The organism is Thiomicrorhabdus aquaedulcis, from assembly GCF_004001325.1.
Taxonomy (GTDB): domain Bacteria; phylum Pseudomonadota; class Gammaproteobacteria; order Thiomicrospirales; family Thiomicrospiraceae; genus Thiomicrorhabdus; species Thiomicrorhabdus aquaedulcis.
Window position 1 is genome coordinate 1358839 of record NZ_AP018722.1, and the last position, 22394, is coordinate 1381232.

Here is a 22394-nt window from a genome sequence, read left to right on the forward strand (position 1 = left end):
CAATTACTTAGAGATTTTTATGAACTCCCACGCCGTCCATCCTGTATCCAATATAGCTGACCCAAAAGTCTTGGTCGCTCTTGATTTTGCCGAGGCTCAGCCTGCACTAGATTTTGTAAAGACCTTAGACCCGAGCTTATGCCGTTTAAAAGTAGGGAAGGAGTTATTTGCGGTCGCTGGACCAGAGTTGGTTAGAGCTTTAGTAGCCTTAAAATTTGATGTCTTTTTAGATCTTAAATACCATGACATTCCCAATACCGTTGCCAAAGCAATTCAAGCTGCCGCGCGCATGGGGGTTTGGATGGTTAATGTTCACGCGTTAGGTGGGCGAAAAATGATGCAGGCCGCACACGACGCTTTACTTGAGTTTGAGAACAAACCTTTACTGATTGCCGTAACAGTCTTAACCAGTATGGAGCAGGACGATTTAAATGAAATAGGGTTAGTGGGCACCCCTGAGAACATCGTAATACGTTTAGCGCAATTGGCTAAAGACTCGGGCATGGACGGTGTAGTGTGCTCGGCACAAGAAGCTGGTGTATTACGTTCAGCTTTAGGCAGTGACTTTTGCCTGGTAACACCTGGGATTCGACCAGAGGGCAGTGCTAGTAATGACCAAAAACGAATTATGACTCCCAAACAGGCCATACTGGCTGGTTCGAGTTATTTAGTAATTGGCCGCCCCATTACACATTCTCATGACCCTGTACAAACCTTACGTGAAATTAACCAATCAATTTGTTGATGGCTTATAACTTAAAGTATAAATAATTGATTAGGCTTGTATAAATAGCTTTTTTTCATTATAATTCGCCGCTTTCAAGTGTAGTGCTTGAATTTCCTTGTTTCACTTTACGTCAATACGTAATAGGAAACTGTTTTATCATCCATAAGGAGATATTGAATGCGTCATTATGAAGTCGTATTTCTAGTGCACCCTGATCAAAGTGAGCAGGTTACTGCCATGTTAGAGCGTTACCGCGCTCTTATCGAACAGTCTGGTGGTCAGATTCACCGTTTAGAAGATTGGGGTCGCCGTCAATTGGCTTACCTAATTAACAAGGTTCACAAAGCCCATTATATTTTAATGAACATCGAATGCTCACAAGCGGCGTTAGATGAGTTAGAAAATGCATTCTATTATAACGATGCCGTTTTACGTAGCATGGTTACCAGAACTAAAGAAGCGGTAGTTGCTCCTTCTATTATGGCTGGCAAGAAAGAAGAGCGTTCTGACAAGCGTCGTGATACCCGCGAATCTTATGACAACCGCGATTCTCGCGAACCTCGTGATTTTAAGGAGTAAGAAATGGCTAGAAGTTTCGGAAGAAAAAATTCTGTCGTTTTACTGCAGACGACGTAAAAGAAATTGATTACAAAGACCTAGATACCTTGAAAGCGTATATTACCGAAACCGGTAAAATTGTACCAAGTCGTATTACAGGTACTAGTGCTAAGTATCAGCGTCAATTAGCAACTGCAATCAAACGTGCGCGTTACATTGCATTGTTGCCATATACTGATCAACATAAATAATTGATTGTTTTGTCGTTACACTGGGTTTAACAGGGGCTGCATGCAGGGAATCGCTAGTTTTGCAATGAAAGGTCGTTATCAGGCCTTAGTTTCAGTCTTATTGTTTTCTGTTATCAGTGTGTGGATTGCGCCATTTGGAATTTTAGTCGGCGCAATCATTGCTTTAATCACGCTAAGAGTTGGCGTGGTTGAAGGAATACAAGCTCTGGCTTGGGGTGTGATTAGCCATTTATTTTTAACCGTAATGTTGTCGGGTAGTTATTGGCCTGGCTTTATTTCGGTTATGGAGTATATGTTGCCGGTATGGGTGCTTAGTTTGGTTTTACGACAAACAAACTCTCTTGCGTCAACGCTCCAGGTGGCCATGATTATGTCTGGAATTGGTGTTTTGGGATTCTATTTATTGATCTCAAACCCACAAGATTGGTGGTTAGAGCTGTTTAGCCAACATGTGTTACCCATTTTAGATGCGTCTAAAGTGGTTTACGAGGCAGAATCCGTTAAGATTTTTGCAGGTATGGTAACCATGTTATTGGCTGTGTTTGCTGTAGTGCTTTGGTACTCGATAGTACTTATTGCACGTTACTGGCAAAGCTCGCTCTACCATCCAGGGCAATTTAAAATTGATTTTTATCAATTAAGACTGCCCAAAAGCACCGCTTATGCTGCTATTGTTTTAGCTTTGTTAGCAGTGGTGTTTGAGTTTAGGATCGTTATAGATCTTTCCACGATTGTTATGGTTGGTTTGATGTTTCAAGGCTTAGCTATTGCGCATCAAACCTTGGCTGTTAAAAAATGCACACCGCATGGTTAGTCGTTTTGTATTTACTGTTACTGGTGTTTCCACAAGCAATGTTGATGTTAGCAACTATTGGTCTAATCGACATGTGGGTTGATTTTAGAAGCCGATGGGAAAAATAGACAATATAGAGGTTTAAGCCATGAATGTTATTCTGCTTGAAAAAGTATCAAATCTTGGTGGATTAGGCGACCAAGTATCAGTAAAGTCGGGTTATGCTCGTAACTTTTTGATTCCGCAAGGAAAAGCTAAGTCTGCAACTAAAGATAATTTAGCCGCATTTGAAGCTATGCGTGTTGAGTTAGAAAAAGCGGCCGCAGCTGAATTGGCTGTTGCGCAAGGTGTTTACGAAAATCTAAACGGTCAAGTAGTAACTATTGAAGCCTCTTCAGGTGACGAAGGTAAATTATTTGGTTCGGTTGGAACGCAAGACATTGCAGATGCATTAAAAGCCGCTGGTTTTGATGTGGCTCGTCGTGATGTACGTATGCCTGAGGGTGTTCTGCGTCATGTAGGAACATATGAAATTGACGTTCAATTACACACAGATGTAATTGCTTCAATTACAGTTGACGTTAAAGCGGCTTAATAAAATTTGTTTTAATTAAGCAGTTTTAAACTTAAAAACAGAGTGCATTCTTCGATTGCCTCTGTTTTTTTTTGCTTAAATTTTATTAAAAATTTATTGCTTCATTAATTGCTTCTTGATGGACGTGGTTAAGACTCTAAACCCATTCTTACTATCCTACCTTTGCTATAATAACGCCCTTGCTTGTTAAACGGTTTTAAAGCGTTGTCCTATGAATAAAAATACGTCCAAAAACACTCATAATTCTGACACTTTATTTAAAGTGCCGCCTCATTCTATTGAGGCTGAACAATCTGTTTTAAGCGGTTTAATGCTGTCTAATGAATCGTTTGATGATGTTGCCGCGGTGGTTAACACAACGGACTTTTACACCAAACAGCATCAGGCAATTTTTTCGACCATTAATGAATTAAGTCGCAATAATAAGCCGTTTGATTTGGTAGCTGTCGTGGATTATTTGGGCTCGGTTGGACAAATTGAACTCGCTGGTGACCGAGATTATTTAGTGCAATTGCTCAAAAATACTCCGGGTGCGGCCAATATTTTGTATTACGCACAAATAGTTCGTGATAAATCTATTTTGCGAGGCTTAATTCAGGCGTCTAATGAAGTGGCTGAAACCGCTTATTTTCCGCAAGGTAAAGACATTCGAGATGTGCTTGATATTGCTGAGTCTAAAATTATGGCGATTGCCGAACACGGCGAAGGCAAAGAACGTCAATACAAAACCATGGACATGTTGTTAGAGTCGGCCATTAATAAAATAGATGAGTTATTTAACACAGAAGGCTCTATTACTGGTCAAGAAACTCATTTAACTAAATTTGATGAAGTGACTGCTGGGTTGCAAAAAGCCGATTTAATTATTGTGGCTGGCCGCCCATCGATGGGAAAAACCACCTTTTCGATGAACTTAGCTGAAAATATTGCCACTAAAAACGACGCTGCTGTGGCCGTTTTTAGTATGGAGATGCCGGGTGAATCCTTGGCAATGCGTATGATTAGTTCTATTGGACGGATTGACGCTGGTCGAATGCGTACAGGTAAATTACAGCAAGACGATTGGCCTAAGTTAAATAAGGCCATTAATATTTTATCCAAAGCTAAGGTGTACATTGACGATACGCCCTCTTTAATGATCACTGAGTTAAGAGCCCGTGCGCGCAGAATTGATAAAGACGTTAGGGTGTTGCAGCGAAAAGAGGCTCTAGCCGCGGGCATTGAAAAACCCGAAACTAAAGAAATAGGTTTAGGTTTAATTGTGGTTGATTACATTCAATTAATGCGTGGCTCAGCCAACGCCGAAAACCGTGTAAACGAAATTTCTGAGATTTCGCGCGGTTTAAAAGCCTTGGCTAAAGAGTTGAATGTACCCATTATTGCTTTGTCCCAGCTAAACCGTAGTTTAGAGCAACGCCCTAATAAACGTCCAATCATGTCCGATTTACGTGAGTCTGGTGCCATTGAGCAAGATGCGGATTTGATTATTTTCATCTACCGCGACGAGGTCTATAACAAAGAAAGTGAAGATAAAGGCACCGCTGAAATTATTATAGGTAAACATCGTAACGGTGCGCTGGACATGGTACGACTTACCTTTATTGGTGAATACACTCGTTTTGACAATCATTCTGGTTACGATGTGCCAGAAAGTCATTATTGAACAGCACATGATTGACCAGGCCTGGTCAATCATGAATGTATTTAACGCAGTCTTAATTTATATGGAATTTTAATGACATACCGTCCTGCCAAGGCGCTAATTGATTGTTCAGCCCTTAAACATAATTTAGCGCTGATTAAATCACTGGCACCTCATAGCAAAGTATTGGCTGTTATTAAAGCCAATGGCTATGGCCATGGCATGCATAGAGTTGCACAGCAATTGGTTAAAGCCGATGGTTTTGGGGTAGCCTCGATGGATGAGGCCATTTATTTGCGCCAACAAGGGTTTTTACACCGTATTTTACTGTTAGAAGGCGTTTTTTCTGAAGCTGAACTGCACTTAGCCGCTCAGCATCGTATTGATGTGGTTGTGCACGCTTCTCACCAATTACATTGGTTGCTGGACAATACTTTCGAAAACACCATTAATGTTTGGATTAAAGTTGACACTGGCATGCACCGTTTAGGGTTTTTGCCCGATGAAGTCCCCAATGTACTGTCTAAACTGCAACCCTTGGTCAAGCGTTACCCTATTCATGTAATGACGCATTTGGCCAGTGCTGACGAGGACAGTTTGCAGGCTCAACAGTTTACACAGCAGCAATTAAGCTGTTTTGCCAGCTTGTTTAATCACTTGAACTACCCTAAAAGTGTCGTTAATTCTGCGGGCGTTCAAAAGCTTGTCCAAGCTCAGTTTGACTGGATTCGTCCTGGAATATTATTGTACGGTGCGGGCAATTTACAACAGCTGGATGCGCGCGCGGTCATGACTTTATCCTCTGAAATTATAGCGTTAAAGTGGATCAGCGCAGGTGAGTCGGTAGGGTATGGTAATGCCTGGACGGCTCAAAACACTACTTTAGTGGGTGTGGTTGCAATGGGTTATGGTGACGGTTATCCACGTCATGCACCAAGTGGTACACCTTTATGGATTAAAGGACAAAGGGTAGCATTAATTGGTCGTGTTTCTATGGACATGATTATGATTGACCTAACAACAATGGCCGAGCACGTTGCTTTGGGTGATGTGGTTGAGTGCTGGGGTAAGAATGTGTCGGTAGACGAAGTAGCGCGCTATGCCGGAACCATAGGCTATGAATTGCTGTGCGGTGTTACTCAGCGTGTGCCTATGATTGAGATACATTAACCCATGATTAATAACGAAAAAAAACAAATTCTGATTGAGTCTGTTAAAACAGAGTTTGACGGTTTCTTTAAACTTTGTCGCCTGCGTTTTAAGCATTCGCTCTACAAAGGCAATTGGTCTGCGCCCATAGAGCGCGAAGTTTTTTGTCGCGGAGAAGCCGTTGTGGTGTTGCTGTATGATTCACGCCGTCAGCAGGTGGTTTTGGTAGAGCAATGTCGACCTGGCGCTGTTTTGCATCGTTGTGCATTGCCTGAATCCAAAACTAACATAGGCACAGCTATTAATCACGTAATTGAATTAGACCAGGCCTGGTTACTTGAGCCTGTGGCCGGCATGATTGATGCTGGAGAAACCCCCGAACAAGCGGGCATACGCGAAGTGCAGGAAGAAGCGGGGATTACGGTAGACACGTTAGAATATATCTGCCAACTCTATCCCAGCCCAGGTGGGTGTGATGAGATGCTTTACCTTTATGCGGCTGACATAGACTCGAGCCAGTTGCCCAAGTTTGCTGGCTTAGCAAATCATGTAGAGGACATTAAAGTGGTTACCCTGTCTTATGGTGAGGCCAAACAGGCTTTACGTGAGGCACGTTTTAACGTAGCAACTACCTTTATTGCCCTGCAATGGCTTTTCTTTCAAAGAGAATCACAATGAAACCCTTGCACTAGCGCAACGGTTTCATGAATTAAAAATTGCAATTTAAAACGATAAATGACCGCTAACAACGACTTATTAGTTCTTTTAGCTCTTTTAGCCCATTTATCCATTTGCTCATTTTGTAACCAAAAGCCTTAAATTATTAATAATTTTTGCCCAATAACCCATACGTTTAAAGGTTTTATTATGTTTTGTTTGTTTAAGAATACCCATATTCACCCCAAAATTAATCCATATGTGGTGGCTTTAAGTCTATTGGGTGTGTTGTTTTGGATGCACTTTACGTTTATAGAAAAATCGTTAATTCAAAAATAATCACAGGCGAAGCCGTCATCGTTGATTTAGTGTTTGGTCTGCCATTAGTTCTGTCCTTAGCCGTAGTGGTCTATGCGATGATTTATTGGAGCATAAAAGTAGCGTTTATTTACTTATTACCGCAAGCCATGGTGCAGTTGCAAGAGGCATCTACATTGGTGGATAGCCCTACAGATGAACATGAAATCAGCACCCTTGAAGCGCAACACGGCCAAGCGTATTGGCAAAAACATACGTTAAACACCGATGCTGCGTTAAATTCCACGCCGCTAAAAACGCCCAATAACCCAACTTCCTAATGTTAAATACATAATGTTAAACACATCCTTGAGCAGATTAAACATTGCGGCTTTAACCCACGAAACACGTTTGTTAATGAAGTTGGCGTTTCCCATTTTCTTAGCCCAACTTGCACTCACCGGCTTGGGGGTAATTGACACTATTATGTCGGGTTGGGTGGGCACAGCTGACTTGGCAGCGATTGGTTTGGGGTCTAGCATTATGTTTCCGGTGTTTATTTTCTCAACCGGAATACTGTTGGCGTTAACGCCCATTGTGGCAAAGTCTCTTGGACAAGGGGATTTACATCAGAGCGCACAACAACCAAATGAACAGCGTGCTCCAAACATTAATAGCGCACTCAATACCGACACACGCTTGATTATCAGTCGTTTTTTATTTCAGGGATTATGGCTGTCTATTCCACTGGGTTTAATCAGTTTAGTGGTATTGATAAACTTAGAGTGGTTACTTAATCTGCTCAATTTAACACCGCAAGTCTACCAACTTACCCAAGATTATCTGTTTTATGTGGCAATGGGGCTGCCGGGTGTGGCGCTGTATCAAGCTTTACGTTTTTTTGGGAAGGCTTAGGTTTAACCTTACCCACTATGTGGATAAGCTTTTTAGCCTTGTTGATAAACGTCCCACTTAATGCGCTGTTTATTTATGGCTACGGCCCAGTGCAAGCAATGGGTGCGGCTGGTTGCGGTGTGGCCACCGCGTTGGTGATGTGGTCAATGTTTGCGATTGGTTTAATTTATGTGTTTAGATCACCGATTACCAGGCCTTTTATTTTACTAACTGAGTTAACTTTATTAAACCCAACGCACGCCAAACTATGGCATATTAATTGGAATAATGGCGTGTATCCCATTTTAAAACTAGGCTTTCCAAATGCCATGGCACTTATTTTGAAGTGAGCTTATTTAGTTTTATTGCCTTATTTATCGCACAATTGGGTTCAGTGGTAATAGCAGGGCATCAAGTGGCCATTAGCTTTACCTCACTGGCGTTTATGCTGCCTTTAAGCATGGCTATGGCCATTACCGTTCGGGTAGGTTATGGATTTGGTCAGCACAGCCCAACACAAGTTTGGATCAGCCTGGTCAGTGGCATGAGTATGGCGATTGTTATGGGCGTATTTTTAGCGGTCTTTACTTATGTATTCAATCATCAAATTGTGGCCATTTACTCTCAAGACCCTCAAGTTCTTGCTTTGGCGGCCAGTTTATTGGTATTTGCCGCCCTGTATCAAGTGTTTGACGCAATTCAAGTCGCGGCCGCTGGTGCGTTAAGAGGCCTGCATGACACCCAAATTACCATGCTGGTTACATTTGTAAGCTATTGGGGCGTTGGATTAGGGTTAGGGTATTTAATGGCATTTACCCACGTTTTGGGAGATCCAATGGGTGTTAAGGGCTTTTGGTTGGGTATTTTATTGGGATTGGGTTTGGCGGCCATATTACTGGTTTGGCGATTAAAACGCATCTTGGCCGTGACCTTTACAACTGTATTACCGCTTAAAACAGTACCCTCAAGCGAAATTTAATATGAGCCCTTTTAAAACACAATCTTATTTATTACAGCCATGCCTGTGTGGTTCTAACAAAACCTACCATGTTTGCTGTCATAGATATCACACGCAACTTGCCTTTCCTGCAACCGCAAAAGCATTAATGCGCGCACGCTTTGTCGCATATTCATTACACTTAAAATCATACTTACTCAGCACGTGGTGCGAATCAACCAGGCCTGGTCAAGAAGCATTTGAGCTTGACGATGCCTTAATTTGGCAAAAATTGCACGTTCATGAATGCGTAAAAGGCCGTGGCAAGATGCGGGAAGGTTGGGTTAGTTTTAGCGCGCATTATCAAATTAATAATGTTGCGGGCGTAATGCAAGAAAAAAGTTATTTTACCCGCAACACACTAGGCCACTGGTGTTATGTGGATGGCGATGTGCAGTAATTAATTTAATGCAGTTGCCAATTTATACTTCGTCTTTGTTTTTAAAGAAATGATGTACCCACCACATGGCCAAACCAACTATGACAATAGACACACTGACAAAACCAAATGTAATCAGTAAAGCCCACCCAACGCTTTGTATATCAGGCATTTTTGCCTCCTATAAGTTTTTAAAGTATCTTTTTAACGCTAAGCATTCTACAATAAAACCTCTTTTAACTTACGGTTTGTTGAACTCATTATGTCGTTAACCATCTCTGAACTTGAAACCGAGCGCGCAAAACTTCTTGAAGCGATTGAATCTCAAGCCCACAAAATTTCTTCTCAACGCGAACCCACTATTGACAGCGGTCACACTCTAAAAGATTGGTTAAGTGCGGCAGAAGAAGTGATGCCTAAATCTCCCGTACCCAATCAAAATAACAATCAAAATAACAATCAAAATAACAATCAAAATAACAGTAAAACTCAAGCATCCAAGAGTGCGAGTCTATCAGGTAATAACACTATGAATCAAAATAATAAAATCTCATATATTGGGGTTATTTTAATGCTGTCACTTATGCTAACAGTCCTGGGTGTGCTGTATGTAGCGTATGTAACCATTAACAAACAATTAGAATCGGTAAAAGAAGAAAGTTTGGGCGAAATAAAAACACTGCAAGACTCCATGACCCAACTGCAACAAACGCTGTCTGGCGGTGGAAATCCTGAGCTATTTATTAAGTTAGAAGATAAAGTCGTGTTACTTGAAAGTAGATTAAACGACATTCAGCAACAACTGGCAGCGCAAGCCGTTACAAACATCACCGCCGTTGTACCTTCGGCTCAAGCCGCCACTGCCAACACCGAACCGGCTAATGATAATGCTTTAGAGCTGCCTATTAGCTTGCAAGAACAAGTGACCGCACAAACCCAAGTTAATCAAGTCACAGAAGCAATATTAGATGTTAAATTAGCGGCTCTCGAACAAAAAATTGATCAAAAGCTCGAAACTATTCTTAATCATTTATTGCAAACAACCCCTAAAACAACCGCGCAATCCGGCCTTGTGACAGGAGCTTTACTGGCGTCAAAACCAACCGAACAAAGCATTACACAGCCTAATGTACCCAGTGTTAATGACGTTAAAGCACCCACAGTGCAAGCGCCCGTTGTCTCGGCGGTTAAAGTAGCCGAAGCACCTGCGGTGCCTGCTAAACCGGTTGACGCACAAAAACCTTTAAAAAATTACACGGCCGATGTGCAGTGGTTAATGAACGAGCCACCGTTAAATTACACCATGCAATTGGCTAGCACTAATGAGCAAGCCCTGTTGAATAGAATGATTAAGCAAAAACAGTTAACCGATACCAAAATTATTTCGCAAACCCGTAATAATGTTAAAAGTTATGTGTTGGTCAGCGGTTCATTTGTAAGCCGTAAAGAAGCCGAAAAAATAGCCCGCGAGTTTAAAGAACAAACTGGCATTGCACCATGGGTGCGTAAAATTCGCGACATTACCAGTCGCGTAGAGTAATTGATTTAAAGCGCTTTAAGATGACACTTAGGGCAAGGCTTAAGCATTAATCTCTAAGACTTCAGCAACGGCAATTCAATGGTAAACCTAACCCCGCTTATGTCGGGGTTTTTTGTAAATGTCATATTTTGTGCATAAACTTTACCGTGGTGGTAGTCGGTAATAAGCTTCACAATGTGCAACCCTAATCCTAAGTGCGCTTGATCGTCTTGATTTAAAGTGCGTATTGAAGTCATGCCATCAAATATTTGCTGCTCATAACCACTGGGCAGTTCGGGTCCCGAGTTTTCAACACAGACTTTAACAGTTTGATCTTCTGTCCAGCCTTTAACCGTAATAGGTCGTTGATTGTCGCTAAAATCTTTGGCGTTACTGATTAACTTATCCAATAATTGTTCAAGCATAAAACCATCTCCCAATATTTTTTGCTCAGGGCTAATGGTATTTTCTACCGCCAAAGACCAATCAGGGTGCAGTGCAATGGTGTTTTGCATGTAATGATTAAGCATTACGCCAATCCTAAAAGGTTCGGGTGGTTGGCTGTTTAAGCTGTCTTCAATACTGGTGGCCTCGGACAATGAAAAAATAATTTGCTTTAACTGCGCCAAAGCGTGTTGCGCATAATCAAGCTGGTTGCTCTTAAACTCACCGTCAAGCAACGTGAGTGACATAGACAATTTATTGAGTGGATTGTGGAGTTCATGCCGCAAGGTTTTAGGCAACTGCTTAAGATAACGTTCGTATGCGCCGAGTTGTTTTAACATTTCGTGTATATGGTGGCGTAAATCCGATAGTTCATCTTGATAAAAACGCAGTCGACTGTCTGGAAACTCTAAATCGGTTAAACGTCCTTTAAGGTTAAAGGTTTTTTAACATCATTGTCTAGCCTAATAATTCGGTTAGACAGCGCGGCCGTGTGCAAAATGGCGCCAATAATCACTATAAAAAAGATAAGCCCACCAATACCAATTAAGCGATAAAATAATTAAAAGTTTCGCTAAATAGGGTTTCCATGCGTTGCTCAAGCACAATACTGCCAATGATGCGATTTTTAATCATTAATGGGGTAGCAGACATTAAAGAGATGGGCTGCTGTTGGTAATCCATTCGATATTGCTGTATTGTTTTGCCTTTTAAAGCGTTAGCAATCAGGTTGATTTCGGGAGTTTCACTTTGCGGATAGGGGTAGGGTAAAGAGTAAGGGATGACAGTTGCCAGCGTTTTAATCAGGCTTTTGCCCACCATGGTAAAAAAATCATTGTGACCATTGGCCTCTTTAGAAGGCAGTTCGCCTACCACATAGGTGGTTTGCCCTTTTTCGTTCACCACCCAAAGCACTGAGTTGGTTAGATTAAGATGCGACAATCGAGTCGGCTTGCCAGTTTGAATTTGCAAAGCCCATAAATCGGTACGATTTTCTAAAATTAATGCAAGGTTTTCAACAGTTTGTTGCTGAACAATCGCCTGATTGTTCAGCATTATGCGATGCAGATCAATGGCAAAACGATAGGCTAAAAAAGGCAAAATGGTCAGCAATAATAGCAGGATAAAAAAACGTGTTCTTATCGAAATACGCGCATTAACGGGTGTTTTAAACGGTCGGAGAAGCCGATTCATAAAAAATTATTACTCTTCCTTATTTTGCCAGCTGTAACCACGTCCGTATTCATTGTGTATTAGGTTAAAGTCAGGGGTAATTTTTTAAACGCGTTACGAATACGACAAATATGGGTGTTGATGGTATTGCGTTCTACCACGCCTTGAGTTGAAGCCTGTAATGAATCGTAAGAGACCACACTGCCTTCGCCTGCATTGGCAAATTGCTTGAGCATTTCAAACTCGGTGGCGGTTAAATCTAAAGGTTTTTGATGCCAATACGCTTTAAATTTTTCGTTAGCAAGCGTTAAGTTTATGATTTTTGAACGATTTTCGTCAACTTTAGGTTTGGGGCTTGCCGTAATACGCAATAAGTTTTTAACCTTAACCATCAGTACATTTAAACTAATAGGCTTGGGCAAATAATCAATAGCGCCCAAAGCGTGGCCGGTATAAATGTCAAACTCGGACTGGCGTTCTGACAGAAAAATAATGGGAATAGGTTGGTTGTAACTTAATAAATGTTTGGCAAGATCAAAACCACCGTCCATTTCAGCACCCAAAATAATGTCGGAAATAACAAGATTTGGCAAAGACTGGGCAAAGCGCTGTTCGGCGCTAATTCGATTATTAAACGCCTCAACCACAAAACCTTGCTGTTGCAAAGCCAGCACCAAGGTTTCTAACTGAATAGGGTCGTCTTCAATAACGGCAATACGATAATCGGTGTTGTGCATGTTGCATAATCCTAAATAACTAGGCCTGGTCAATGCAAAAAAAGCGTTGACCAGGCCTGGTTAGATGTAAAACAAATTTTAAATAAACTTAAAGAGACCCTTAAGTCACATTGACAACGTTCATATTAACCAACGTATTGAAAATCCAATACTTGCATATTCATAATTAAACCAGCGTCTTGAATAGGCAATACAATCGCATCTTCAGCCGAGTCGTTGTGGTGAGAATGCCACCAGCCTGGAGGCGTAATAAAGGCCGAGCCTGGTGTCCACATGGCTTTGATTGGATCAATAATCTGGCCATTTTCATCGAGTTCTTTGCCAATTAAAGTATAAGTTTCTGAACCAGCAGACACACAAAAGTCTAATGCAATTGAGTTATGACGGTGGGGTTTTTGTACCACACCTGCTGGCAAAACATTGTACAAGGCCCACAAGGTGTGAGTAATTGTCATGGTCAAAGGAAAGTTTGGGTTGTAAAGCAAAAAGCCAGTTCGGTTACGGCCTTCAGCAATTTTACGCACTTCTGCCAACTCTTTGGTTAAGCGTTCTTTTGTGTACAACACGGGTTCAAATTTTGGTTTACTGGGTACCGCGCCTAAATAATTTAGTAAAGGCTCATCATGCACCCAATAAAACGCACTGTCTTCGGTGGCACTGTGCAAAGCATCGGGTAGGGCAGGCAGGGTAAATAAGTCACCTTCTTTCCACTCAATAGTGCCTTGAGCCATTTGGGTACGGCCACGGCCACGTATAACGTAGAACACTTGTGAGGTGGCACCCACATCAGTTTTGAGCGTGTCGCCCTGGCAAATATGAATGTAGTTGGCCATCAAGTTAGGCGAGGTTGCGGGGTAAGCGGTTTTAAGATCTTTGGACAAATCAAACGGGATGACCGCTGTGCCGCCGGTTTTATGCAATGCACTTGGGTAATCGGTTACCGCAATTTTAGGCATTGGCGGATTAACCGCTGACATGTATTCTTTAACCTCGGCTTGGCGTTCCCACTGCTGTTGGGCAACTTCTTGAATGTGTTCAACTTGGATACGATTCATGATTTAAGTGACTCTCATTTATATTTTGCTTAAGATTATAGAACGTGTGGTTGTAAATTTCCATCAAAAGGCACACTTAATAATGGGCTTGAGACATTTTAAAAACCAAGTAAAACAAGGGTTATCGTTTAAATTGGTTGTTCTTTTTACGCTCGCTCGATGACGGAATGTTAAGTGCCTCTCGGTATTTAGCAATGGTTCGACGAGCCACACTAATCTCTTTTTCTTCCAGCAACTCCATTAATTTACTGTCACTTAAGGGTTTCTTAGGATTTTCTTGATCAATTAAACCCTTAATATGCGACTTTATGGCAATAGACGATTGGTCGGCACTGCCATATTGACTAACGCCCGTTGAGAAGAAATACTTTAGTTCAAACGTGCCGCGGGGAGTTTGAATGTACTTTTGACTGGTGGCGCGTGAAATAGTCGATTCATGCAGCTCTAAAAAGTCAGCAACTTCTCTAAGCACCAGCGGCTGCATGGCCGATTCACCTTCTTCAAAAAACTGACTCTGTTTTTCAACAATAAATTTACCCACTCGTAATAAAGTCTCACCCCGGCTGTGAATGCTTTTAATTAGGCCTTTTGCTTCGATAAGTTGTTCTTTAATTTGTTTAGACTGTTCAGAATCGCCAATTTGACTGGCCAGGTCAACGTAGGTTGAATTAATGGCTAAACGTGGAAACGCATTAGAATTTAACTCAACCAACCAGCCTTGTTTAGAGCGTTTTAAGCGTAAATCAGGAATAATAATTTCATCTTGCGTAGTCGAAAACGCACGGCCAGGCCTGGGATTGAGTGACTGAATTAACTTAAGTAATACATTAAGTTCATCGTCGTTCAACCCGTACATTTTTTTTATGCGCTTGTGGTCGTGAAAGGTCAACCAATCAAAATTCTCATGAATTAATTGCAATGCACTTACGACATAAGGTGTTTTAGGCAGAGCGTTTAATTGCAATTGCAAAGACTCTTGAATAGAGCGGGCGGCTACACCAGTAGGTTCAAATTGCTGAATAATCATCAAAACGGCATTGAGCTGCGCAAGTGTAAAAGGGTTAGAGCCTGGTTCAAGTTGAGCTTGAGTGTTATTGATGATGCTCAATAATTCGTTGAGCGGCGTGGTTACATAGCCTTCTTCATTAATGTCGTCAATTATGTAGGATGCTAAAAATTCCTGCTGGTCTTGCCATTGATAGGTGTCTGATTGCCAATAAAGATGGTCGTGCAAGTTCTTTTCAGAAGAGGTGTAGTTTTCTGGGCTTACATAGTCATCGTCTGAACCGCTGCTGGATTGGTTTGCACCGTGATCCGAATAAACGTCTTCCCAGCTGTAGTCAATCTCTAAATCGTCCGATAACGTATTGGAATCATTAATGTCTAATGGTTGTTCAATCTCACCGTTTTCGCCATTAAGCTTAAAATCACTTTGAGCTTGTTCTTCTTGTTGGTTTAAACGATCAGAATTAGCCTCAAGCGGAAGAATGTCTTCACTGGACTGCTCATCATCGATTTCAAGCATAAAGTTGATTTCAAGGGTGGCTTCAATGGTTTGTTGAACCTCAAGTGCTGAATACTGAAGAATTTTGATGGACTGCTGCAACTGAGGTGTCAGTTTAAGCTGTTGACCCATGTTAATTTGTAAACCAGGCATCAGTGCCATATTAATTCAAACTCCATATTAAGGGCATTGAAAGGGTGCTCAAATCGCATTGCTAATAGACAATTTAGATTAGTAAAACCATACAATATAGCTATAATAATCCAAAATTAAGCAAAACGTCACGCAAAAGCGTTTTTAACCCTAAATTATGGCCTTATTTATGCTTGTTACTGGGGTTTTAATTAAAGCTTTGCTCTTAAAATAGGAAGTAAACTATGTCCATTAAACCCATAGCGCGTGAAATTGTTGATCAGCTGGCCGATGATGCCACTTGGAATGATTTGGTTAGAGCGTTGTATAAAGAGAAAAAAATAACCTTAGGCATGTCTGATTTAGAATTGGTTCAAGACCAACTTTCGGACGGTGAAGTCAACAGTATTATGGCGCGTCTACAATCGTCAAGCTCGCAGCCAAGCGATATGCGCAACACCAAAACGTATAATCCTGGCAATGCCATTACCGCCAGCTGGGCGTTGGTTGCGTTGGCACCATTACTGTTTATTTCTTTGTTATTAGCGCCCGCTGCGTATATTTTGGCGCTGTTAGGTATCGCGTTTGGTGTAAAAGCACTCTTTAAAAAAGAACGTGGCGCGTGGCTACCCATAATGGTGGGTGCAATCGAACTGGTGCTGTTTATAGCCATTCCTGTTCTAGGTCATTAAACATTTTAAAGTCTTACTTAAACCGGCCAAGGCCGGTTTTTTATTAAAATAATCAACATACCAACAGCAAGCTTTGCACAAGTAGCTACAATTTTAAGCCCTTTTCTAGAATTATTAATTTCGCATAATGTATATTATGTTAAATTGAATAATCATTTAAACACACCAAGACCGTTTAACGGTTCTAAACCGTATTGACCAGGCCTGGTCAATACGACTCAGCAATTTAAAGTCTTTTACATACTCTTTGTTTAAAATGTTTATAACGCACCGTCATCTGCTGACGTTTTTTCGGTATCGAGGCGTTGGCTTAACGCCGTTTCGACCGCTTCAATGCGTGACTTGCATAACTGATACGCACGCGTAGCTTCATCGACCATCGGGACTAACTCATCAATGTCTACATCATCGTTATTAGAGAGCTTTTGGGCAATTTCTTGCAATTTAGCGTAATTATATTTAAAACTTTCAGCGGCTTGGCTCATCGTAATTCCTTGGATTGCTAAGATTTTTAATTGTGTCAATAGTATTGGACTGTTGGTGCGGTTCTTGAATGATCGTTTGAGGTTCAATGCGTGCCATTAAGGTACCGTCCATAAACACCAACTGCACCGTTTGACTTTTTAACGCTTGTTGCGCGGTTTTTAACGGCTGACCATTTTGGTCTTTTGCGATTACAAAACCGCGATTTAATTGTGTTTTAGGGCCAGAGCTTAAAATAAACCCAATCCATTGCACCATCTGCTGGCGTTTTTGCTCAACCACCCGCTTGGATTCGCTTGAAATTTGCGCGTGATGTTGCTGTAACTGGAGTTTTTTTAAGTTTATTTTATTGCTGGTTTGTGCGTTAACCACTTGATTAAGTTGCGTAATTGTCTGGCTCGCATTGCGCACAATGGCATCACAGCGTCGTTCGAGTTGGTGCTTAAGAGGCACCAATTGATTTTTCCAACGATAAACTAAATTTTGGCTATTTTGGCCAATACCGTGATTAAGTTGTTGCAAATGATTTTGCGCTTGCCTAACCCACAAACGACTGGCCTGGTCAATGTGTTGCCAATGTTGTTGCGCTAAATGTGCCTGACTAAAAATCGCCTGACGAATCGCGGCAATGACCTTGCTGGGCGTGTCAAAGCGGCTTTGGGCGACTTCGTCCAGTATTGTGTTATCACGCTCATGGCCAATACCGGTTAAGACCGGTAGTTTGGCTAAACAAATGTGCTTGGCTAAGGTGTATTTATTTAGGGAGTTTAAATCGAGCTTAGCCCCGCCTCCCCTAATGATGACCAACGCATCAAACGCGTGCGCACTGTGCAGCGATTGCATCGCCTCAAACGCCGCCGACATTTCACTTTCGACCGATTCGCCCTGAAACGCGCTGTAAAAATAAGTAAATTCGCACAGGCCTGTCTTTTGTAAAATATCGGCATCAATTCTAAAATCGCCCAAACCTGCCGCGGCCGGTGGGGCAATCACTGCCACTCTAAAAAAATCTTTGGGCAATGTTAATTGTTTGTTTTGAGTGTAAATCCCTTCTAAAATTAACTGCTTACGAATGTTATTAACATTGGCTTCAAGCTCGCCCAATGTATAACTTGGGTCGATGTCTTGCACCACCATCGAAAAACCGTACTGTTCGTGAAAGGTCATTTCAGCTAATAACAAAACCTTTTGCCCAATCGCTAAGGCGCTGCCGGTTTGGGTCTCAAATTGGGTTAAAATTCGTGGGGCTTGGCTGGCCCACAACATCGCGCGGCATTGTGCCAAGGTTTGGCCTTGAGCATTCGATTCGGTTAATTCTAAATACAGGTGCCCACGACGCTCGTTTAAATTAGCAATCTCAGCCATCACCCACATTGCCCCGGGAAAGCGATTAGCCAAAACGTACTGCACCTCTTTGAGCACGCTGGACAAGGTTGCGCCCTTTTGGGCTTTTTCGGCCGTTAAGCCAAAACTTAAGCTTAAACCCGTGCCATCCAAAGACCCCTGATTTAAGTGATGAACATCACTTGCTAAAGTGCGTTGCTGAGCGTCGAAATTGGCCAAGCTGGTGTCGATTAAGGTGGGTGCCAACCATTTTTGAAACGCATCGGTTTTCTCACTGAGTTCGTGCGGTACATACCATTTTTTACTGGCCGAATCCCAACGTGCGCCCAACGATTTAGCATGGTCTTTTTCTTTAAATGGTACATCTAAAAAAATCATATCCGGTCTTCCATGCGCTGTATCTCGCTTAACACTTGCTGGTAAGCGCTTTCAACCACGTCAATGCCCGCGCCCTCTTTAAAGGCGTTTTCGGACAGCGCACGACGCCAAATACGCCCGCCAGGTAACCCGTGAAACAATCCCAGCATGTGGCGGGTTATTTGATTTAGTTTTCCACCCTTGAGCAAATGCTCTTCAATATACGGATACATATTGGTTAAAACCTGCTCGCGGCTAATAATGGGGGCTGTGCAGCCGTAATAAAGCGCGTCTACTTCGGCTAATAAATAAGGTTGTTCGTACGCGGCGCGCCCTAGCATAACACCGTCTATGGCTGGAAAACCTTGATAATCGCTAAAATGCGTTAAGGCATTATCGTGCGTGACAATGCCGCCGTTAATCATAATGTCTAAGCCGCAAAACTCAGCCTTTATGCGATGCACCCAGTCGTATTTTAACGGCGGAACATCACGATTTTCCTTAGGCGACAAACCTTTTAACCAAGCCTTGCGGGCGTGAATAATCACCCCATCCACTCCGGCTTGCATTAGGCTATCTATAAAATGAGCTAATAGTTCAAAATCTTCTTGGTCGTCAATGCCAATGCGGCATTTGACTGTGACCGGAATTTTCTTAACCGCCGCTTTCATGGCCGCTACGTTTTCGGCCACCAATTGTGGGTGCGCCATTAAGCACGCGCCAATCATGTTATTTTGCACACGATCGCTTGGACAACCCACGTTAAGGTTAATTTCGCTGTACCCCCACTCCTCTCCCAGTCGCGCACACGTGGCTAAATCGGCCGAACCACTGCCACCCAATTGCAAAACAACAGGCGATTCAATGGGGTTATGCCCCAAAAATCGTGGTAAGTCTTTGCCATAAATAATGGCACCGGTGGTAATCATTTCAGAATATAACCAGGCCTGGTGGGTAAGCTGGCGATGAAAAAACCGACAGTTTTTATCGGTCCAATCCAGCATAGGCGCTACCGCAAAGCCGGTGGCGCTGTTTTTATGGGCTAAGTTTTTGGTGATTTGTGCGTCTAAAAGTCTGTTCAAGTCAATCTCGGTGTGCGCTTTAAGTGTGTGGTAACGCAGGATTAGGTTTTAAAAATAGAGCAAGATTATCCCACGCTTAAGCGAATTATCCAATCACAAAGCTAATTGATTTAATGTGACCAGGCCTGGTTACATTGAGTTTTAACAGCGCCAAAAACAAAAAAGCCCCGTTTAACGCGTTATCACGTTAAACAGGGCTTTTGAGTTTACAGTTTAAAGTGTGGTATTACACTTTTAGATTTTGTACTTCTTCTTTTTCAACGACCGTTTCTACCACTGCTGTTTTTACAACATCAGTATCTAACACTGGGCTATTGCACGCCGATTCATTGGGTTTTACGCCGATTAATGAGGCAGGCAATTGTGGTACCGAGCTAATAAGCGAAAGAATCAGTGAGGCAAAATAAGGAATCATCTGCACCACCATTACGCAAATCCATAGGACTGTTTCAAACGAATCTAACCCTACGCGCCAAATAATAACCCACATTAAGGTAAACAGTAAAAAGCCCATAAATGTTTCGGCACGCGCGTCCATTACGGCTTGCGTTAAGGCAATGGTGTCGGCCTTTTTAGGGGTACGCACAAAGGGCATTTGGCGACCAATAAACAGACCCGACAACACCGCCATGGCAATGGCGTGCGATAACGCCAACCCCGCAATGGCCGCCGCAAGCGCGGTTCTAAACGAGGTGCGAACTTGCCCCATGTATAGAATCAGCATTTTCGCCACTTTAAACCCAAAGAAGAAAATGGGTATGAGTGAGAAAATAATTTGCGGTGCATTAAACTCAATCGGGCTAATAATCATCAATACCGACCAGACAATGGCCATTAAGGTAAAGATAAAGTTAAATCCGTCGGCAATCCACGGCAACCAACCGGCTACAAAGTGATAACGCTGACCTGGTTCAAGCTTGGTGCTGTTCCAATGCAGTAAGGCTTTGGCGTGCTCACGCAAGATTTGCATTGCGCCATACGCCCAACGGTAACGCTGTTTTTTGTAGTCAATAAAGGTGTCTGGCATAAGCCCTTTACCAAAACTTTGCTCAATGTAAGCGGCTTGGTAGCCGTGCTCAAAGATTTTAAGACCCAAATCGGCGTCTTCGGTAATGGTTGTTTCACCCCAGCCACCCACTTCTTCAAGCACGCTTCTGCGCACAATGGTCATAGTGCCATGCTGAATAATTGCGTTACGTTCGTTGCGCGTGACCATACCAATGTGAAAAAAGCCTTTGTATTCGGCGTAACACATTGCTTTAAAAGCATTTTCTTGGTGGTCACGATAATCTTGTGGTGCTTGCACAATGGCAATATCGGGGTCAACCAACTGCACCGCTAAACGTCTTAACCAGCAAGACTCAACCATATAATCGCTGTCGATTACCGCAATGGCTTCGGCTCGCGCGTCAGTCTCTTTTAACGCAAAGTTGAGCGCACCTGCTTTGTAACCGGCTAAAGGCGACACGTGGAAGAATTTAAAACGCTCTCCCAAGGTCAAACAATGCGCTTGCACAGGCTCCCAAACAGCAGGATCTTTAGTGTTGTTGTCTATCACCAAGACCTCAAAATTGGGATAATCCAAGAGCGCTAACGCATCCAGCGTTTCAATCATCATGTCAGCCGGTTCGTTATACGCTGGCACATGAATACTCACAAACGGCAAGGCCTGGTCTGGCACGTTGGAATGGGTTAAAGCACGTCTACGCGATTTATACCACAGTGCTTCGGCCCATTCATGAGCCTCAGCCAAAATAACCACCAATACGCCCACCACGCCCAAGAGCAGCAATATGCCCACCAACGCACTGACCCAGTTTTGATAATGTATCGAATAGTCGTAAATAATCCATACAATCAACGACGAGGCCACAAACGCCGAACCAATTAAAAACCCTCGGCCACGGTTGTCAAGCGTTGAGCTGTCAATCATTAAGATTAGCACCAAAAATACCGCTACCAAGACCGATGCGGCCGCCAATAAACGCCATTCTGGTACGGCAATAATAGATTCGTGAAACTCAAATTTTGGCTGACGATTAACATCGTACACGCCCCAATATCCGCCTACTGCACCTTCTAAGTTGGTTTTCCAGGGCTGATCAAACGCTTCCATTAAATAATAAACGTAGCCTTCTTGGTTGGCGCGTTCAATAAAACGGCGTAAAAAGATGGCCTCACTGGCTTTTGAGGCCGACGCTTCTTTAATAGAACGCCCACTGCTCGGCCAGCCAACTTCACCAATCACAATGGGTTTACCGGGAAAGGCGGCTTTTAATGCATTCATCTTATCAACAATGTAGTCGATAGAATCTTCCATTTTAATGCCTTCCCAATACGGCAACATGTGTACAGCAATAAAGTCCACATGCTCAGCCAGCTCGGGGTGTTTAATCCAGACGTGCCAAGGCTCTGCCGTACTAATAGGCACAGTGATTTTACTGCGCACATCTTTAAGATGCACAATCATCTCTTCAACGGTTAAGTCTTCACGTAGCAATGATTCGTTACCCACAATGACGCGCACAACGCTGAATGGGTTGGCTTTAACCAACTTAACCAAGTTATCCAACTCAACCTGGTTAACGTCTTTACGTGCGTCTAACCAAGCCCCCAAGGCCACGTTAATTTTGTATTCACGCGCAATCGACGGAATCTCACCAAATACGCCGGCTACGGTGTAACTGCGAATCGCATAAGTAGTCTCAGACAGGAGTTTAATGTCTTTGGCCACCGATTCACGACTGGGGAATGTTTGGGTAAATGGACTTTCACCTTCTTGATACGGCGAAAAAGCAAACCCAGGAATTTTGTCGGGCCAAGGCGGCTCTTCTATAGGGTTGTTAAAGTAACCCCACACCCCAAAAACAAACAAAACAAAGGCAAATACAATTAAAAACGTTTGTTTAAAACCAGACACAATGGCACTCCAA

At 42.6% G+C, this 22394-nt stretch carries 25 protein-coding genes; 15 read left to right on the plus strand and 10 right to left on the minus strand.

Annotated elements, in window-relative coordinates; all coding sequences use genetic code 11:
- Window positions 1-19 precede the first annotated feature (19 nt).
- From pyrF to EP181_RS06255, 13 genes are all read left to right on the plus strand, one after another.
- Window positions 20-745 (plus strand): orotidine-5'-phosphate decarboxylase, encoded by a 726-nt coding sequence (gene pyrF, locus EP181_RS06205; protein WP_172959711.1) that lies wholly within the window; start codon window positions 20-22, stop codon window positions 743-745.
- Window positions 746-904: 159 nt separating this feature from the next.
- Window positions 905-1306, plus strand: coding sequence for a 30S ribosomal protein S6 (rpsF, locus tag EP181_RS06210; RefSeq protein ID WP_127470882.1), 402 nt, complete (start codon window positions 905-907; stop codon window positions 1304-1306).
- Window positions 1307-1368: 62 nt separating this feature from the next.
- The gene (gene rpsR / locus EP181_RS06215) at window positions 1369-1536 is read left to right on the plus strand and encodes a 30S ribosomal protein S18 (RefSeq protein WP_232023573.1); all 168 of its coding nucleotides are present in this window, start codon (window positions 1369-1371) and stop codon (window positions 1534-1536) included.
- Between the two features lie 40 nt (window positions 1537-1576).
- Window positions 1577-2350, plus strand: a complete 774-nt coding sequence (locus tag EP181_RS06220) for a hypothetical protein (RefSeq protein ID WP_127470883.1) — start codon at window positions 1577-1579, stop codon at window positions 2348-2350.
- Window positions 2351-2477: 127 nt separating this feature from the next.
- Window positions 2478-2924, plus strand: a complete 447-nt coding sequence (rplI, locus tag EP181_RS06225) for a 50S ribosomal protein L9 (RefSeq protein ID WP_127470884.1) — start codon at window positions 2478-2480, stop codon at window positions 2922-2924.
- A gap of 211 nt (window positions 2925-3135) precedes the next feature.
- A complete protein-coding gene (gene dnaB, locus EP181_RS06230) occupies window positions 3136-4587 on the plus strand; it encodes a replicative DNA helicase (protein WP_127470885.1) in 1452 nt (483 codons plus the stop codon).
- 72 nt (window positions 4588-4659) lie between these two features.
- A complete protein-coding gene (gene alr, locus EP181_RS06235) occupies window positions 4660-5736 on the plus strand; it encodes an alanine racemase (RefSeq protein WP_127470886.1) in 1077 nt (358 codons plus the stop codon).
- Window positions 5737-5739: 3 nt separating this feature from the next.
- On the plus strand, window positions 5740-6393 hold the full coding sequence (locus EP181_RS06240) for an NUDIX domain-containing protein (RefSeq protein ID WP_127470887.1): 654 nt from the start codon (window positions 5740-5742) through the stop codon (window positions 6391-6393).
- A gap of 272 nt (window positions 6394-6665) precedes the next feature.
- Entirely contained in the window at window positions 6666-7010 is a 345-nt protein-coding gene (locus EP181_RS06245) for a hypothetical protein (RefSeq protein ID WP_127470888.1), read from the plus strand.
- 28 nt (window positions 7011-7038) lie between these two features.
- Window positions 7039-7584: an MATE family efflux transporter gene (locus EP181_RS12385; RefSeq protein WP_232023347.1), complete on the plus strand. Its 546-nt coding sequence runs from the start codon at window positions 7039-7041 to the stop codon at window positions 7582-7584.
- Window positions 7585-7601: 17 nt separating this feature from the next.
- The gene (locus tag EP181_RS12390) at window positions 7602-7913 is read left to right on the plus strand and encodes a hypothetical protein (protein ID WP_232023348.1); all 312 of its coding nucleotides are present in this window, start codon (window positions 7602-7604) and stop codon (window positions 7911-7913) included.
- The gene (locus tag EP181_RS12395) at window positions 7910-8542 is read left to right on the plus strand and encodes an MATE family efflux transporter (protein ID WP_232023349.1); all 633 of its coding nucleotides are present in this window, start codon (window positions 7910-7912) and stop codon (window positions 8540-8542) included. Before EP181_RS12390 ends, EP181_RS12395 begins: the two co-directional genes overlap by 4 nt.
- A 1-nt stretch (window position 8543) precedes the next feature.
- Entirely contained in the window at window positions 8544-8960 is a 417-nt protein-coding gene (locus EP181_RS06255; RefSeq protein ID WP_127470889.1) for a YchJ family protein, read from the plus strand.
- Between the two features lie 22 nt (window positions 8961-8982).
- Here the strand turns inward: EP181_RS06255 and EP181_RS12680 are convergent, their stop codons facing one another.
- Window positions 8983-9111 (minus strand): hypothetical protein, encoded by a 129-nt coding sequence (locus tag EP181_RS12680; protein ID WP_269471127.1) that lies wholly within the window; start codon window positions 9109-9111, stop codon window positions 8983-8985.
- A 90-nt stretch (window positions 9112-9201) separates the two neighbouring features.
- Here EP181_RS12680 and EP181_RS06260 point away from each other — a divergent pair, with 90 nt between their 5' ends.
- Entirely contained in the window at window positions 9202-10479 is a 1278-nt protein-coding gene (locus EP181_RS06260) for an SPOR domain-containing protein (RefSeq protein ID WP_127470890.1), read from the plus strand.
- A 53-nt stretch (window positions 10480-10532) separates the two neighbouring features.
- Here EP181_RS06260 and EP181_RS12400 read toward each other — a convergent pair whose 3' ends face one another.
- The 5 genes from EP181_RS12400 to rpoN all read right to left on the minus strand — a co-directional run bounded on the left by EP181_RS12400 (window position 10533) and on the right by rpoN (window position 15533).
- Window positions 10533-11243 (minus strand): ATP-binding protein, encoded by a 711-nt coding sequence (locus EP181_RS12400; RefSeq protein ID WP_232023351.1) that lies wholly within the window; start codon window positions 11241-11243, stop codon window positions 10533-10535.
- 205 nt (window positions 11244-11448) lie between these two features.
- Complete coding sequence (locus tag EP181_RS12405) at window positions 11449-12096, minus strand: hypothetical protein (RefSeq protein WP_232023352.1); 648 nt, start codon at window positions 12094-12096, stop codon at window positions 11449-11451.
- A gap of 59 nt (window positions 12097-12155) precedes the next feature.
- Window positions 12156-12812 carry a response regulator transcription factor gene (locus EP181_RS06270; RefSeq protein WP_232023353.1) on the minus strand — a complete coding sequence of 219 codons (657 nt, stop codon included), beginning with the start codon at window positions 12810-12812 and terminating at the stop codon, window positions 12156-12158.
- A gap of 125 nt (window positions 12813-12937) precedes the next feature.
- Complete coding sequence (locus tag EP181_RS06275) at window positions 12938-13867, minus strand: cupin domain-containing protein (RefSeq protein ID WP_232023354.1); 930 nt, start codon at window positions 13865-13867, stop codon at window positions 12938-12940.
- 121 nt (window positions 13868-13988) lie between these two features.
- Complete coding sequence (gene rpoN / locus EP181_RS06280; protein WP_127470892.1) at window positions 13989-15533, minus strand: RNA polymerase factor sigma-54; 1545 nt, start codon at window positions 15531-15533, stop codon at window positions 13989-13991.
- Window positions 15534-15748: 215 nt separating this feature from the next.
- Here rpoN and EP181_RS06285 point away from each other — a divergent pair, with 215 nt between their 5' ends.
- Window positions 15749-16195 (plus strand): hypothetical protein, encoded by a 447-nt coding sequence (locus EP181_RS06285; RefSeq protein WP_127470893.1) that lies wholly within the window; start codon window positions 15749-15751, stop codon window positions 16193-16195.
- Window positions 16196-16455: 260 nt separating this feature from the next.
- Here the strand turns inward: EP181_RS06285 and xseB are convergent, their stop codons facing one another.
- The 4 genes from xseB to EP181_RS06305 form a co-directional block, all read right to left on the minus strand.
- Entirely contained in the window at window positions 16456-16680 is a 225-nt protein-coding gene (xseB, locus tag EP181_RS06290) for an exodeoxyribonuclease VII small subunit (RefSeq protein WP_127470894.1), read from the minus strand.
- On the minus strand, window positions 16664-18400 hold the full coding sequence (gene xseA / locus EP181_RS06295) for an exodeoxyribonuclease VII large subunit (protein ID WP_127470895.1): 1737 nt from the start codon (window positions 18398-18400) through the stop codon (window positions 16664-16666). The genes xseB and xseA overlap by 17 nt, the downstream gene beginning before the upstream one ends.
- A complete protein-coding gene (gene dusA / locus EP181_RS06300) occupies window positions 18397-19461 on the minus strand; it encodes a tRNA dihydrouridine(20/20a) synthase DusA (protein ID WP_269471128.1) in 1065 nt (354 codons plus the stop codon). Before dusA ends, xseA begins: the two co-directional genes overlap by 4 nt.
- A gap of 226 nt (window positions 19462-19687) precedes the next feature.
- Window positions 19688-22381: a glycosyltransferase family 2 protein gene (locus EP181_RS06305; protein WP_127470896.1), complete on the minus strand. Its 2694-nt coding sequence runs from the start codon at window positions 22379-22381 to the stop codon at window positions 19688-19690.
- Between the last annotated feature and the right edge of the window lie 13 nt (window positions 22382-22394).

Coding starts and splice junctions, on each gene's coding strand:
- pyrF (WP_172959711.1), top strand. CDS start 20: ATGAACTCCCACGCCGTCCATCCTGTATCCAATATAGCTGACCCAAAA.
- rpsF (WP_127470882.1), top strand. CDS start 905: ATGCGTCATTATGAAGTCGTATTTCTAGTGCACCCTGATCAAAGTGAG.
- EP181_RS06220 (WP_127470883.1), top strand. CDS start 1,577: ATGCAGGGAATCGCTAGTTTTGCAATGAAAGGTCGTTATCAGGCCTTA.
- rplI (WP_127470884.1), top strand. CDS start 2,478: ATGAATGTTATTCTGCTTGAAAAAGTATCAAATCTTGGTGGATTAGGC.
- dnaB (WP_127470885.1), top strand. CDS start 3,136: ATGAATAAAAATACGTCCAAAAACACTCATAATTCTGACACTTTATTT.
- alr (WP_127470886.1), top strand. CDS start 4,660: ATGACATACCGTCCTGCCAAGGCGCTAATTGATTGTTCAGCCCTTAAA.
- EP181_RS06240 (WP_127470887.1), top strand. CDS start 5,740: ATGATTAATAACGAAAAAAAACAAATTCTGATTGAGTCTGTTAAAACA.
- EP181_RS12390 (WP_232023348.1), top strand. CDS start 7,602: ATGTGGATAAGCTTTTTAGCCTTGTTGATAAACGTCCCACTTAATGCG.
- EP181_RS06255 (WP_127470889.1), top strand. CDS start 8,544: ATGAGCCCTTTTAAAACACAATCTTATTTATTACAGCCATGCCTGTGT.
- EP181_RS12680 (WP_269471127.1), bottom strand. CDS start 9,111: ATGCCTGATATACAAAGCGTTGGGTGGGCTTTACTGATTACATTTGGT.
- EP181_RS06260 (WP_127470890.1), top strand. CDS start 9,202: ATGTCGTTAACCATCTCTGAACTTGAAACCGAGCGCGCAAAACTTCTT.
- EP181_RS12400 (WP_232023351.1), bottom strand. CDS start 11,243: ATGTTAAAACAACTCGGCGCATACGAACGTTATCTTAAGCAGTTGCCT.
- EP181_RS12405 (WP_232023352.1), bottom strand. CDS start 12,096: ATGAATCGGCTTCTCCGACCGTTTAAAACACCCGTTAATGCGCGTATT.
- EP181_RS06270 (WP_232023353.1), bottom strand. CDS start 12,812: ATGCACAACACCGATTATCGTATTGCCGTTATTGAAGACGACCCTATT.
- EP181_RS06275 (WP_232023354.1), bottom strand. CDS start 13,867: ATGAATCGTATCCAAGTTGAACACATTCAAGAAGTTGCCCAACAGCAG.
- rpoN (WP_127470892.1), bottom strand. CDS start 15,533: ATGGCACTGATGCCTGGTTTACAAATTAACATGGGTCAACAGCTTAAA.
- EP181_RS06285 (WP_127470893.1), top strand. CDS start 15,749: ATGTCCATTAAACCCATAGCGCGTGAAATTGTTGATCAGCTGGCCGAT.
- xseB (WP_127470894.1), bottom strand. CDS start 16,680: ATGAGCCAAGCCGCTGAAAGTTTTAAATATAATTACGCTAAATTGCAA.
- xseA (WP_127470895.1), bottom strand. CDS start 18,400: ATGATTTTTTTAGATGTACCATTTAAAGAAAAAGACCATGCTAAATCG.